Source organism: Neochlamydia sp. AcF65 (genome assembly GCF_018342435.1).
Taxonomy (GTDB): domain Bacteria; phylum Chlamydiota; class Chlamydiia; order Chlamydiales; family Parachlamydiaceae; genus Neochlamydia.
Map to the genome: position 1 here is coordinate 1 of NZ_JAEMUE010000026.1, position 12,610 is coordinate 12,610.

General features: G+C 38.0%; 15 protein-coding genes. 7 read left to right on the plus strand and 8 right to left on the minus strand.

Annotated features, from left to right (window positions below; all coding sequences use genetic code 11):
• Nucleotides 1–1,223: 1,223 nt before the first annotated feature.
• Nucleotides 1,224–1,694, minus strand: a complete 471-nt coding sequence (locus tag NEOC65_RS02235) for a DTW domain-containing protein (protein ID WP_213155583.1) — start codon at nucleotides 1,692–1,694, stop codon at nucleotides 1,224–1,226.
• 83 nt (nucleotides 1,695–1,777) lie between these two features.
• On the opposite strand from NEOC65_RS02235, the gene NEOC65_RS02240 reads away from it, so the two are divergent.
• Nucleotides 1,778–2,818, plus strand: a complete 1,041-nt coding sequence (locus NEOC65_RS02240) for a thioredoxin family protein (RefSeq protein WP_213155584.1) — start codon at nucleotides 1,778–1,780, stop codon at nucleotides 2,816–2,818.
• A gap of 270 nt (nucleotides 2,819–3,088) precedes the next feature.
• On the opposite strand, the gene NEOC65_RS02245 is transcribed toward NEOC65_RS02240, so the two are convergent.
• Genes NEOC65_RS02245 through rpmH form a run of 3 tightly spaced genes read right to left on the minus strand, consistent with a single transcriptional unit; the run spans nucleotide 3,089 to nucleotide 5,566 of the window.
• Entirely contained in the window at nucleotides 3,089–5,095 is a 2,007-nt protein-coding gene (locus tag NEOC65_RS02245) for an ATP-dependent helicase (protein WP_166157661.1), read from the minus strand.
• A complete protein-coding gene (rnpA, locus tag NEOC65_RS02250; protein WP_166157658.1) occupies nucleotides 5,079–5,432 on the minus strand; it encodes a ribonuclease P protein component in 354 nt (117 codons plus the stop codon). The genes NEOC65_RS02245 and rnpA overlap by 17 nt, the downstream gene beginning before the upstream one ends.
• Complete coding sequence (gene rpmH / locus NEOC65_RS02255; RefSeq protein ID WP_042242994.1) at nucleotides 5,429–5,566, minus strand: 50S ribosomal protein L34; 138 nt, start codon at nucleotides 5,564–5,566, stop codon at nucleotides 5,429–5,431. Before rpmH ends, rnpA begins: the two co-directional genes overlap by 4 nt.
• A gap of 323 nt (nucleotides 5,567–5,889) precedes the next feature.
• Between rpmH and rpmJ the strand changes: the two genes are divergently transcribed.
• Together rpmJ and rpsN are read left to right on the plus strand one after the other, a co-directional pair.
• Nucleotides 5,890–6,027 (plus strand): 50S ribosomal protein L36, encoded by a 138-nt coding sequence (gene rpmJ, locus NEOC65_RS02260; protein WP_039385792.1) that lies wholly within the window; start codon nucleotides 5,890–5,892, stop codon nucleotides 6,025–6,027.
• A 15-nt stretch (nucleotides 6,028–6,042) separates the two neighbouring features.
• Nucleotides 6,043–6,348 (plus strand): 30S ribosomal protein S14, encoded by a 306-nt coding sequence (gene rpsN, locus NEOC65_RS02265; protein WP_039385795.1) that lies wholly within the window; start codon nucleotides 6,043–6,045, stop codon nucleotides 6,346–6,348.
• A gap of 131 nt (nucleotides 6,349–6,479) precedes the next feature.
• Here rpsN and NEOC65_RS02270 read toward each other — a convergent pair whose 3' ends face one another.
• Nucleotides 6,480–6,908, minus strand: a complete 429-nt coding sequence (locus NEOC65_RS02270) for a DUF4339 domain-containing protein (RefSeq protein WP_166157655.1) — start codon at nucleotides 6,906–6,908, stop codon at nucleotides 6,480–6,482.
• A gap of 131 nt (nucleotides 6,909–7,039) precedes the next feature.
• Between NEOC65_RS02270 and NEOC65_RS02275 the strand changes: the two genes are divergently transcribed.
• The 4 genes from NEOC65_RS02275 to NEOC65_RS02290 all read left to right on the plus strand — a co-directional run bounded on the left by NEOC65_RS02275 (nucleotide 7,040) and on the right by NEOC65_RS02290 (nucleotide 9,499).
• Nucleotides 7,040–7,516: an Asp23/Gls24 family envelope stress response protein gene (locus NEOC65_RS02275; RefSeq protein WP_213152131.1), complete on the plus strand. Its 477-nt coding sequence runs from the start codon at nucleotides 7,040–7,042 to the stop codon at nucleotides 7,514–7,516.
• A 3-nt stretch (nucleotides 7,517–7,519) separates the two neighbouring features.
• A complete protein-coding gene (locus NEOC65_RS02280) occupies nucleotides 7,520–8,032 on the plus strand; it encodes a hypothetical protein (RefSeq protein ID WP_166157648.1) in 513 nt (170 codons plus the stop codon).
• Between the two features lie 28 nt (nucleotides 8,033–8,060).
• Nucleotides 8,061–8,666 (plus strand): tRNA 5-(aminomethyl)-2-thiouridylate-methyltransferase MnmM, encoded by a 606-nt coding sequence (gene mnmM, locus NEOC65_RS02285; RefSeq protein WP_213155585.1) that lies wholly within the window; start codon nucleotides 8,061–8,063, stop codon nucleotides 8,664–8,666.
• A gap of 452 nt (nucleotides 8,667–9,118) precedes the next feature.
• Complete coding sequence (locus NEOC65_RS02290; protein ID WP_249270187.1) at nucleotides 9,119–9,499, plus strand: hypothetical protein; 381 nt, start codon at nucleotides 9,119–9,121, stop codon at nucleotides 9,497–9,499.
• Nucleotides 9,500–10,027: 528 nt separating this feature from the next.
• Here NEOC65_RS02290 and NEOC65_RS02295 read toward each other — a convergent pair.
• The 3 genes from NEOC65_RS02295 to NEOC65_RS02305 all read right to left on the minus strand — a co-directional run.
• On the minus strand, nucleotides 10,028–10,570 hold the full coding sequence (locus NEOC65_RS02295) for a BON domain-containing protein (protein ID WP_213155586.1): 543 nt from the start codon (nucleotides 10,568–10,570) through the stop codon (nucleotides 10,028–10,030).
• An 821-nt stretch (nucleotides 10,571–11,391) separates the two neighbouring features.
• Entirely contained in the window at nucleotides 11,392–12,225 is an 834-nt protein-coding gene (locus NEOC65_RS02300) for a leucine-rich repeat domain-containing protein (protein WP_213155587.1), read from the minus strand.
• A 50-nt stretch (nucleotides 12,226–12,275) separates the two neighbouring features.
• The coding region (locus NEOC65_RS02305; RefSeq protein ID WP_278248300.1) for a group II intron maturase-specific domain-containing protein at nucleotides 12,276–12,610 on the minus strand (335 nt) is incomplete at its 5' end.

Below are 12,610 nucleotides of genomic sequence, written 5' to 3' on the forward strand. Positions count from 1 at the left end.
TGAGGGTTGCATACTACTCAATATATGATTAAGTAAATATAAACTCTAGAAATTATTTTATTTATCAGAAAATTATTGGCAACCCCCGTGACCGCTTACATAAAACTCGTTTTTCTTGATATTTATACTGGCTATCTTATCAGCCAAAATCAACAAGTGATAGCTAAAGGGCTATCTAATCTTTTAAATGGCTAGATAAGCACCGCTTTTCTTAACATCAATCTAGGGAGGATCGAAAGCACTATAGCAATGGGCTAAAAAGCAAGTGGGCTATCTATAACAAGACAGAGGAGATATAGACTATTGATGATACGAAAGAAGAAAAACCCTATACGCATAAAAACAAAGTCGTCTGCTGGCATTTTCTCATCCTGAAGGAAGGCCTAGTAAAAAAGTTTAATCTTTTTTCTAAGCATTCTTAACAAAGGAGATTATACTTTTCCTAATGATCTAAAGTGATTAAAAAATTATACACTTTTGCGAGGTGAAAACGCAGACCTTCAAAAACAAGGACGAGTCTATAGGAATTCTCCGTATTGCGCGGACTACTGACTTAAAATCATGAAGCTGACCGAATCTATGAAATCTATTACAAACGATGCAAGATAGAAGTGGATTCCGAATTGATAAAGCAAAATACTAACCTTAAAAAGTCTTCCCTTAAAATTTTTTACTCCCAAAGAAGCTCTATCTTAAACTCTTTTTTCGCTAATTGCAAATCTGAATTTCTAAAAATCCAACCCCCTCTCAATTTACGTTGCTCCAATATACAAATTAATCCTTAAAGCCAACCAGATTCTTATCAAGAAATGCAAACTTTATAAAGAAACTTTATATCTGCGTACGATGAGTTAAGATAATACCCAATAGAACAAGCTTAAGAAGCAGACTGAATTGAACCTAAGAGTTTGTCCCAATTGGTTGCAGCGCGACTGGTTCGAAATGGTATCATGTAGATGATAACCTTGAAAGGAAAGCCTTCAAATAAAATCCCTTAAGAAAACTTTAGAATTGTTAGCTTTATTTAATGTATCCACAACTTGAATCAAAAAATTCTCTAATGGGTTTTTGTGCTTTCTCTTGTAAAAAGCAAGAAAGTAGCCTTAACACTTACACGGAAAAAGTCTTTTTTGAATTTAAACGATTAGACAGCTAACTGCCAGCAAAAGTTACTTGCTTGTGAGCTCCAGCTTTTTCACTTAAACCATACTCATGGTAGAGCTTCAACTTTTCTTTTCCAATTGATTGATTTTTAAAAAATCTTCCTTCCAATGATAGTGGCTTAACACTTGAGTAGTATCACGCCCTAGAAGCGTATAAGCAACATAAATAGCCTCTATAGAAGCTAATCCACGTGCTGGATCTACGCAATCTTCTTGACGCCGAGGATAGGCGGTGCGAAAATGAGGAGGCAGGCTCCTTTTTGGTAGATCGGCATGCTTTTCTACAAATTTTAGCATTTTTTCTGCATAGCGCCAGGTGCTATCTAAAATAAATAGGCCCTGCCCTGCATCTTCTAAAGATAAAACCGGTGCCTCCAACGTCAACATGGTATACCCTACAAGGGAAGGTAAAATGCTTTTAGGATAGGTATAAAAATGGAAATCTTCAACCCCTTCTAGGCCCCTTAAGCTGCATTTCTTAAGGTTTTCTTTATGATGCCGTAAAATTACGGTAGGAGGAAAGGATTGCATGATATAAATTAATTAGTTAATATGCATTAAAAAAAAGTATAGTAACATGAGTTTAAATTCATTTTCAAGAGGGAAAAATATATATGAGGCCAGTGTTAACCTATATGTGCAGTATGATGGTGGGAGTTACCTTTTTTATTACTCCTGCTCAAGGTATCTCCACTGATTCCCTCCAGTGGATGACCAATTATGAGGAAGCAGAAAACCTTTCCCGAGCAACATTTAAGCCCATTATTTTATTTTTTACTGGCTCAGACTGGTGTACTTGGTGTTCCAAGCTTGAGCAAGAAAGCTTAGATACGCCCGAATTTGCGCAAGCTGTAGGTGATAAATTTATTTTTATGAGACTAGATTTTCCAGTAAATTCTACCCTTCCCACTCCCTTAGCTGTCCAAAACAAACAACTCCAAAAAAAATATAATATACGTAGTTTTCCTACTTTAATCATTTTAGATGGCCAGCAACAAAAGCAGATCGGCATCACTGGCTATCGCGCAGGAGGCGGAAAGATGTATGCCGCCCACCTTTCAAAAATTGTCGCGGACTATTCTGACTATCAAAAAAAGGTAGAGGCTATAAACAAACACAAGTATTCTAGCGCTGAACTTAAAAAACTTTATGAAGTAGCCCAAAATTTTGGATATGAGAGCGATATTAACCAAATTATTAAAGTAGGGGTTAATTCGGAAGATAGCCATTTTTTCATGATTGAACGCTATCGCAAAATGACTCAAGAGGGCCTGTCTGGGCTCGCTGAAGCTAAGGCATTAAAGAAAGAGCTACAGTTAATGGATCCTAACAATGAGAAGATGACTCATTATCATCTAGCACTTATTGATTTTGAAGGCTATACCGAGGCGGGTGATAAGCGCTCAGCTGATCTAGCCGTAGCTTCTCTTGTCAATTATATCCAGAAGTTTGGCCCTAAGGATAAAGAACATCTTTGGCGTCTTCAGATGATTATTTCGCAAATTTATTTTGATAGAAATAATCTTACAGAGGCCCTAAATTTTGCTGAAAGTTCTTTTACGTCTGCCCCTCCTACGGCGAAAATCGAGATCTCAACTGCTATTAAGAATATTAAATCTCAAATGGCTACTGAAACGGCAATAGTTAAGCATTAATGAGCAATAAAAGTTTAGATTAAGTTAAAATCGAAGAAGCGATTTAGAATATTAAATATCTTTAAATCATTTTTTATATCCCTACCCTCTAATAAACCAGCTCTTTAAATAAAGAGGTAACTTTTAAACAATGGATTAGAGGGACTTAGTTTTTTAAAACTTATTGACACTCATCTCCCAGTAAAATTGTAGGCTAGTCAGTTATCTGCAGCCTTTTTTTAAGAATATTTGTTTACACCCCGGACAGGATAAACCTAAGGACTTGCTATTTTACCCACCCCACTCCGTGACTCTTAAGAGCTCTTTGGGAATCTCATAAAGAAAACGCGAAGGCTTACAAGAGACTTTTTTGCCCATTTTATGGCGAGAGCAAGCCATGCTAATCACTAAATTTTGCATCGCACGTGTCATCGCTACATACATTAAACGCCGCTCTTCCTCTACTCCTGTTTCTTTTAAGCTTTTCTCATGAGGAATAATATGATCCTCTATTCCTACTAAGAAACATACAGGAAATTCCAATCCTTTAGCACTATGGAAAGTCATTAAATTGACTTTATCTTCTCCTGTTTGCTGCTGACGAGCCATACGTTCCCAATCATTTTCTAAGCAAACTGTGCTTAAAAAATCATATAGCCGTGGTTGCTTATGAAGTTTTTCTTTTACCTTACATGCATAATCTCTTAACGTCTCCACAAACTCCAGGCAATTTTCCCACTTAAATTCCCGCATCTGCGAACTTTTAACCTCTTCCTCAATAGCTTTACGGTAATCAATTTTTTCAATTAGCCATTGAAGAGTTTCTGCTAAAGGCATTTTTTCAAAGCGCTCTTGAGCTTCTTCAATAAGAGCTACAAACTCTCGGATAGCTTTCAAAGTTTTTGCAGGTAAGGAACTCTTAATCTCTTCCTCTTTAAGCTGGTCATCACCTACCATTTTTAAAACTTCCCAAAGAGAAATATTCTGCTGGCGATTATAGGCCGTAAGAGCATCTAAAGAAATTCCACCTATCCCCCGTCGTGGTTGATTAATAATACGTAGTAAAGCTTCCTGATCTCTATGATTGACTATTACACGTAAATAAGCGCATAAATCTTTGACTTCACGCCTTTCATAAAATTCTATGCCCCCGTAAATTTGATAAGGTATCCCCTTCATCCATTGCCCATTCTCTGTCCACGTATATTTTAATAAAGCCGTTTCAAAAGCACGAGAAAGAGCATTGGAACGGTATAAAATGGCAAAATCATTCCAACGTAAGCCTTTTTTTTCCCTCATTTTTACCATTCTATACACCACAGCTTCAGCCTCATCACTCTCTTGAGGCGCATAAAAAATCTCAATGGGCTCACCCTCTCCCTTGGTGCTCCATAAAGCTTTAGGATAACGAGACTGATTTTTGCTGATCACCGCATTAGCGGCTTTAAGAATTGTATTGGTCGAGCGATAATTTTGCTCTAGCTTAATCACCACTGCTTGCTCAAAATCTAAAATGTTGCGTACTTCCGCTCCTCGCCAGCCGTAAATAGACTGATCATCATCACCTACTACACACAAATTATTATACTTTGCGGAAAGCAATTTTGCTAAGCGATACTGAATAGGGTTGGTATCTTGATACTCATCGATCATAATATAACGATACTGTTCTTGATAGCGATTAAGAACGTCGGGATACTTTTCTAAAAGCTGCACCGTAAGCACCAATAAATCATCAAAATCCACAGCATTATAGGCACGCATACTTTCTTGCAAGCGACGATAAAGAGTGCTTGAAAATTGATCATGCCAGGCAGAGCCTGTATTTTGAATCTGCTCTGCGCAAAGCCCTTTATTTTTAGCCTGCGTGATCACTGCTAACGTAGCGGCTAATGAAGGTAGATCTTTTTCTCTTTCTAGCAGATCACGTGCAATAGTGGAAATGAGACGCTGAACATCACTCTCACGATAAATAGTGAACTCTTTGGTATAACCCAAACGTACGATCTCTTCTCTTAGTATCTGGATGCAAAAACTATGAAATGTACATAAGGTAACTAGCTTGGCTATCCTATGGGGGACGAGTGCGGCCATTCGATGATACATCTCGGACGCAGCTTTGTTGGTAAAAGTGAGGCCAAGAATATGGCGAGGATGAACGTCTAGGTTATTGATTAGATGGCACATACGCATTGTAAGAACGCGCGTTTTGCCCGTACCAGCTCCAGCCAAGATTAAGACACGGCCTGCAATGGTATCCACAGCTTGCTTCTGCTGAGTATTAAGTCCCTCGCTCATGATGATTGGTACTTAAGAGCTTCATTAAATCGGTATAAATGTCTAGAGACGTGGCCTGTTTAGCATTAACGCGCGGCTTTACATTAAGGTCTTGCCCTAATGGAAGACTTGACTGGCAATAGCGGAAAGCCTCACGCGTAATCCTTTTAAACCGATTACGATCATGAGCTTTACCATAGCGTTTGGTGACTGTAATCCCTAATCGGGTCATTTGTAGAGGATTAGGTACGATTTCTACGATAACCCATCGCCCGATTAAACGTTTACTGCTGTGAGTAAACTTCTGAAATTGATAGCGCTTGCGTAATCTAAAAAGCTTGGAAAAGCTGTATTTCACGCCCTTGTTAAAGCCTTACGACCTCGGCGACGGCGGGAATTGATGATTTTACGTCCATCCGCAGTTTTCATTCTCTTCCGAAAGCCATGCTCAGATTTACGACGACGTTTACTAGGTTGGTATGTGCGCTTCACATTAACTTCCTTGATTAAAATTTTCGACAATTAAATAAACATGAACAGCAGGATACAAAACAGGTAAAATAAATGCAAGAAAAGAAGTAGAGAAAACTGATGATAAAGCAACTAAAAAATGGAAGAGAAAAACAACTATATTTTTAATTTAAAGCTTCCTTATCTACTGTCTATAAAGAGGTCCTAGCCATAAGCCCCTTAGCGCTCAAAGCCTCTTGAGAGCTCTTCTCTTTACCTTTACAAGAAAAGGATTGAAAGGAAATTAAGGTTTAGGATATAAGAATCGCTTAACTTACAAATTATTGTAACACGCAGGAACAGATATGAAAGTAAAAGCATCCGTTAAAGCCGATCCATCGAAGGGTGATATCCTCGTACGTCGCCAAGGACGTCTTTATGTGATTAACAAGAAAGACCCGAATCGTAAACAGCGGCAAAAAGGCCCTGCTCGTAAAAAATAGGAAGATTATAATCATATGGCAAAAAGGTCCTCAATAGAAAAAGCAAAACGTCGTGAAAAAGTTGTTAAGCTGAAATGGGAAAAAAGACAAGCTCTTAAAAAAACAGCCGCTGACATCAATATTTCAGAAGAAGAACGTCATGAAGCTCGTGTAGCGCTTAACAAAATGCCACGTGACTCATCCCCTACTCGTCTACGTAATCGCTGCCTTTTAACAGGACGTGCAAGAGGATTTATTAGACAGTTTAAACTCTCCCGCCTTACCTTTAGAGAAATGGCTTTGCATGGATTAATTCCTGGCGTTACTAAGTCTAGCTGGTAAGAGCAAAAAATTATAAGAGGTAAGTTTAGGGTTGAAAGAACAACACGCATGGTTCTACAAAGCCTTAAGCTTACTATTTTTCTTTTTAGTTTGACCTCAATCGTTAGCCAATCTTTAAAGTGCGTAATCCTTTAGCTCCTAATCCTTTTATAAATTTTAGGAAGCTCATTGATACGCTGCCAATCAGCCATCCCTTCTGACCATACATAAGTTAAGGAGGTTATTTTGTTATCTAGCCACAGTGTGTATAACTCTCTAAAATAAATAGGACCTTGTTGGCGGTGTGCCTGGTCCAGATAAAACCATTCTTTATTCTCCTCCGAAACTTCCCCTCTATCTTCCGCTAAAGTTTCATATTTAGGAATCGCATTCTCTTCTATTTTATTTTTTGGCCCTGTTTGATCATTTTCAAAAGGTTTTAAAACAAAAAGTAAAATAAGAGAGAAAATTCCTAAAAGTATACCTAGCATGAACCATATTAATGGATCCCGTCCCCTTTGTTTAGCCACATAAGCAGAAAAGGCAGCCAGAAAAAAAAGTAAAAAAAAACTAACCATCATACGATTCTCTTCACACCCCGCTATCTTTTAAGTATAAATTTCGATTTAATAGGGCAGCATTAACTATTTCAGTTAGCATTTTATTATATTCTTATTTATGATGCTGTCAACTATTATAGGGAGAATCTAGCATGGGGGAAAAGAAAATGCCTATTGATGTGAAAAAAGTTGATACCAAAGAATTTGAGCTACCTGAAACGCTGTTTATTCGTGACGTTGACAACAAAGTCTTTCAAGGAATTGTCCTTGAATGCCTGAATCGCATTGAAGGCGTCACTTTGGTAGAGAGCACTTTCATCGACAGTATCTTTGGACGTAATACTACCGAAGGAGCGCGTGGAATCATAGCAGAGCAAGATAACAAGAATCACTCGGTAGGTATAAAAATTGAGGTGAACGTTTTTTACGGAATTTCTATCCCTGAAAAAGCGGAAGAAATACAAACGCTTGTTTCTGAGGAAATTACCCATCTTACCGGTTTACACGTCTCCTATATCCACGTGGTCTTTAAAAATGTGGTAACTGCCGATTCTAAGAAATCTCTTTCTCCCGTCACAACCCCTGTAAACTTGGTTAGCACCCAAGAAGACTATAGCGATGAGTTCTAAATTATGAACCAATTTTTTTATCCCTTGCTTACCTTTGCTATCTCTCTATTTTTTATAGTGCTTGGCTTACTAAGTATTTTGGTGCAAGCCTCCCGACATGTTCGTTCAGAATTTGTAGCCTTTATTGAGAGAGATCAGCTTTTTCTTTCACTATTTGGGATAGGATGTTTGGCGATCGGAGTTGCTATCATTTTTTACTTACGGACTAATTTAAAAAAAAGTTATTTAAAAATTAATTCCAAGGATAATCATGCTTATTTTTTAGACGAGAACATCTTCCAAGAATATATGCATGATTATTGGAAACAGCTCTTTCCTAAAGAAGAGGTTCCGAGCTCCATTCTTATTAAAAAAAATAAAGTAGTCATCACTGCCGATCTTCCTTATATTCCTTCTGCTAAACAAAAAGCATTGATGGCACGCATAAATGATGACGTGAAAGAGATGTTAGTTCGTTTGCTGGGCTATCAGCAGGAATATGTCCTTTCTTTAAGCTTTCAAAAAGAGATCCCCTAGTAATCTTTCTAATACCTCTTAAAAATCTATGCGAGCTCAATTTCCTCTTTTTAATTCCCATCTAGAACTTGCCCACCTCTATTGGGAAAAATTAGTTCAAAAAGGCGACCTTGTTATTGATGCTACATGCGGGAATGGCCAAGATACGTTAATATTGGCACAATTGTGCGCGGACCCTAAAGGAGGATTAATCTATGCCTTAGACATTTTGCCAAGAGCAATAGAGCTTACTAGGAAGTATTTGCATGAAAAATTATCCTCCATTCATTTCCAACAAGTGCGCTTTATTTTAGGATGTCATTCTACCTTTCCTGAGGAGATTCTCTCTGAAAGTGTTAAATTGATTACTTATAATCTAGGATATTTACCAGGAGGTGGTGATAAAACGCTAACCACTACCGCAAAAACTACTATAGAAAGTATAAAAAATGCTATGCTGTTGCTTCAACCGGGTGGAGCTATAAGCATTACCCTTTATCCAGGCCATCCTGAAGGGCAATGTGAGGAGCAGAGTGTGCTATCTCTCGTGGAAAAACTAAGCCCCTTAGAGTGGAGCTGCAGTCATCATCAATGGATCAATCGACATAAAAAAAGCCCCCATTTACTCTTTATCCAAAAGCGTCTAGCTATATAGCTTCTCCTTTAACTTAAAACATCGATAAGCCAAAACCTGCTTACTTTTAAAACAGCTATTAACCTAGACGCCATGAGCCATCTATCTGATAAAAAAGCTTTTCCTGGGATTTTAAGATTTTTTAGGTAGGAAATGGTCAGCTGGGCCAAGAACAAGAAGAAAGGCGTTAAGGCTAATAGGCAAACGGCGAATAATAGAAAAAAACCATTAAGATAGCTTAAAGCATACTTTAAACCCTCAAGGAAAAGTTATGCCTAGGCTCTTATTTCAACAAGAAAAAGTATTCCTATCTGCATCTTACTTTGTAAATAGCCTAAAATTTTATATTGCGAATTTTTTCTCCGCCTGGTTAAATAAGAGGTCAGTCATTCAGAATGAGCGGAAAGTAGGCAAATATATAGCAACACTTTCCAGGGTTAAAAAAACTTTCTTATTTTCTAGACAAGATGAAAATGTTTAACTTTATCTCTCGTATTATACGACGATTTCGTTATCCCGTCTCCTTACCAGAAGATATTGCCCATGCTTTAGGGGTAGAGTTTTCGTATGGCTTGACTTTCGAGGAGTTTGTGACTCAACTGCAATGCCCTCAGTTAAGATCCACTCGCTTAAAAAAATATATGCCCCGCCAACAAGCTGAGGAGGCATTCAAATCCGCTCTTCGTGTCGATCGTTTCTCTCAAAAAAGCTTATTTTCCTATTACTTTAATGAAGGCTGGATGGAGTTTATTTTACAATTTGATGAGCAGGGATGCTTACGCCGAGTTTACCTTCAACACAAGTATATTCCAGAAGAAATGGGGTTAGAAATTCTTCTCAGCACACAAAACTAAATTTTTCATTTTACTCATAAAATTACTTCTTCCTAGAGGGAGGAGCCCAGCCAAAGAAGCTACTGCGCTCCTTAAAAGATATCTAAGGTGATCGCTTAGAAAAGGGTGTGCAACAATTTTTCTGTAGAATGTGAGCTCTTTTTCTTTTAACTTATTTTTAAGGTGTTTTTACCCCTTTTTAGATTGTTTGCATCAATTTTAATGAGCCCCCCTTCATTGGAGTGAGGGGGCACGATTAAAATTTTATTCAGTACCTTAAAATGTTGATTGGCAAAGCTTCCTCTTGAGACTGGCTATCTATGTGTATATTTTGCATTCTATCACCCATGCCAAACAGCTCTTTATCGCTTTCTACCGAGCTTGTAAAAGTGATTATCCCTATGGATAGGATAATTTTAATTTAATCCTCATTTTGTTTTACGTCTATCCTTCCTAATTCCCTTCTTTTTTTTAATGAAAAAATTCATGTCTTTAGGCGAGGGTAAATTTTGTCAAAGCTTGCTAGCTAGTAAGCTTGCTGCCTTGATTTTATGGAGTAGAAGATTCGACTTGCAGCTGATCATTAATATCAGTAACCCCTTGGATCGCACGTACTCTCCTCTCGACCTGTTGTCTATCATCTTCTGTTTCTACCGTACCCGACAGAGTGGCAATACCTTTATAAAAACGTATATTCACCAAAGGGTAATTTTTCTTTAAACGATTATTTTTTAATGTTTCTTCAATCTTGTAGTAGATGACGCTATTAGAGGCCTTATTTTGATAGCTATTGATCTGCTTGCTGTTTATCTCTCTTTGGCTAGGATTTCCCTCTCGAATAAAGCCCTGCTGTACACTGCTTTCCCAACCATTCTTCTTTTTATTCTCTCTCCTTGAGCTATTTTGCAAACTAAAATCTTGGCTCCCCGGCGAAGTTTGAAGAGGGTAACCCGATGGAGCAGAAGCAGGATCCTCAAAATAAGAATTAGGAACAGGGCAATATTCCCCTCTGCATTGCCCGTAAACCGAGCTCATTCCTGCAAGGATGACCACAGCACATGTATGAGAAAAAATAGAGAGAGAAATCTTCATAGCATCTCCTTAAAAATAGATAAATTATTGTTTTTGCTGATCCCTCTAGCCAATGTAGTGAGAGAGCTGCGAAGCCGGGCATTAAAAAATGAGGCAGAAAGGCGCCTATGTTAAAAATCTCTTTTTTTCTTGCTTTGCCTAGCTATTTAGGCTGCTAGTTCACCCTTTAATTCGTCCTTATTTTAAAGCAAGGTGGTGGGTAAAATGCACCTACGAATGTGAATCGAATAAACTTAAGCAACAGCGCCCATCTAGGGATAAAAGAGGCGTTATTTTGTAATATAACTAATCTAAAAAAATTGTAAATTATATTTTTTAATAAAAGCTTAGACTGATACTCTATTCGGCTCTTATTCAAATATTTATAGGATAGGGATAGGACAATTTAAAGAGAAATTGAAAAAGATGAAGGAAAAAAGCTAAAGTTAACTTTTATAACCTTTTTAATAGCATCCATCTTTTGAAAGAGTTAAGGAGAGATTGACTTAATTTTTCTTTAAGCGGAAGTTTCATTTTTTAGAAATAATCAGAAGGAAACAAGGTTTTGATTTCTAACAACTTATGTTTGTTGTCGGCGTTTTTTCCTAGTAGTACCTTTTAAAGAAACTACGTCTGTATAACCAAAAAAGAAATTAACCTTGTACAGGCTGACTCTACCCGTAAAAACAAGCTTTTTACTAAGTATATGATTACATAAAGAGTTGCTCGAAAGCGTATAATAAACCAATTACTCACTTCAACCTTATCAAAAAATAGAACTTCCGCTAAAAGTTTTTATCTCATTTTGGCTCATCCCAATTTAAAAAGTACTTATGGCCGTTCTACAATTGAAAACGCTGCCTTATTTTTTCTGCAATATCTTTCAAAGGATTTTCCGCTAATTCAAGTATGAGAAGCTGAGACAATTGCCCGATCTCTACAGGAAGTCTGGTGAGCTGGTTTTGGCTTAAATCAAGCCATTCCAGCTGAAACAATTGCCCGATTTCTACAGGCAGAGCGGTGAGCTGATTTTGATTTAAGTAAAGCCATTGCAGCTCAGGCAGCTGCCCTATTTCTGCAGGCAGGCTGGTGAGCTGGTTTTCTCTCAAGTCAAGCTCTTGTAGCTTAGGCAGTTGCCCGATTTCTACAGGCAGAGCGGTGAGGTGGTTTTGATTTAAGTAAAGCCATTGCAGCTCAGACAGCTGCCCGATTTCTGCAGGAAGACGGGTGAGCTGGTTTTCTCTTAAGTCAAGCTCTTGCAGCTCAGACAGCTGCTCGATTTCTGCAGGCAGAGCGGTGAGCTGGTTTTGATTTAAGTAAAGCCATTGCAGCTCAGACAGCTGCCCGATTTCTGCAGGAAGACGGGTGAGCTGGTTTTCTCTCAAGTCAAGCTCTTGCAGCTTAGATAACTGGCATATTTCTGGGGGTAAATAAGTCAAGCCCGCTTTAGATAAACCTAGCACAGTTGAGTCTTTCCAATTTTCTTCAATCCAATCTCTAAGTAGCTCTCCTTTTTTCTCTAGAGGCAAGTGCTTAATTTCTTCTCGGCTCAAGTATTCTTCCCCACCAGGAAGTTTTTTCCAAACTAAAAGGCGATTAATATTCAGCAGATAAGAGAAGTAGTTAGCTAAAGTAAAATATTTTTTTTGGTGAGTCGACCTGTGGAACTTCCCCACAAGCCTCTCGTAGAACGGTACAGGAACCTCTCAATTCATACCGCTCCCAATTAAGCAAACGCTCCTATCATTCCTTTATCCCAGTGTACAAATAACTCTGGGGTTTTCTTTACTATCTTTCCTATAAAGATAGTCGTTCTTGTTTTATGACCTGCAAGTTCCTTGTATTTACGCATACCCCAAGCCACTAGTGTCTTATTAAAATGTCTGCAGAATTGGTATAGAGCTGATGGAGAATATTTCCCATAGTATGCCAGCCATCCTCTGATAACTGGATTATACATTCTGGCTATATCTCCAAGTTCTAAATCTGTTCTATTTCTTATATTCCATTGCCTAATGGTTGCTTTCATAGATTTTAGCGCCGCTTGGCTTACTGCTGGTG

Bases quoted from the DNA above. Each gene is read 5' to 3' on its own strand.
- NEOC65_RS02245 (WP_166157661.1), bottom strand. From the start codon at position 5,095: ATGAGCGAGGGACTTAATACTCAGCAGAAGCAAGCTGTGGATACCATT.
- NEOC65_RS02270 (WP_166157655.1), bottom strand. From the start codon at position 6,908: ATGATGGTTAGTTTTTTTTTACTTTTTTTTCTGGCTGCCTTTTCTGCT.
- NEOC65_RS02240 (WP_213155584.1), top strand. From the start codon at position 1,778: ATGAGGCCAGTGTTAACCTATATGTGCAGTATGATGGTGGGAGTTACC.
- NEOC65_RS02235 (WP_213155583.1), bottom strand. From the start codon at position 1,694: ATGCAATCCTTTCCTCCTACCGTAATTTTACGGCATCATAAAGAAAAC.
- rpsN (WP_039385795.1), top strand. From the start codon at position 6,043: ATGGCAAAAAGGTCCTCAATAGAAAAAGCAAAACGTCGTGAAAAAGTT.
- NEOC65_RS02275 (WP_213152131.1), top strand. From the start codon at position 7,040: ATGGGGGAAAAGAAAATGCCTATTGATGTGAAAAAAGTTGATACCAAA.
- NEOC65_RS02280 (WP_166157648.1), top strand. From the start codon at position 7,520: ATGAACCAATTTTTTTATCCCTTGCTTACCTTTGCTATCTCTCTATTT.
- NEOC65_RS02295 (WP_213155586.1), bottom strand. From the start codon at position 10,570: ATGAAGATTTCTCTCTCTATTTTTTCTCATACATGTGCTGTGGTCATC.
- NEOC65_RS02290 (WP_249270187.1), top strand. From the start codon at position 9,119: ATGTTTAACTTTATCTCTCGTATTATACGACGATTTCGTTATCCCGTC.
- rpmJ (WP_039385792.1), top strand. From the start codon at position 5,890: ATGAAAGTAAAAGCATCCGTTAAAGCCGATCCATCGAAGGGTGATATC.
- mnmM (WP_213155585.1), top strand. From the start codon at position 8,061: ATGCGAGCTCAATTTCCTCTTTTTAATTCCCATCTAGAACTTGCCCAC.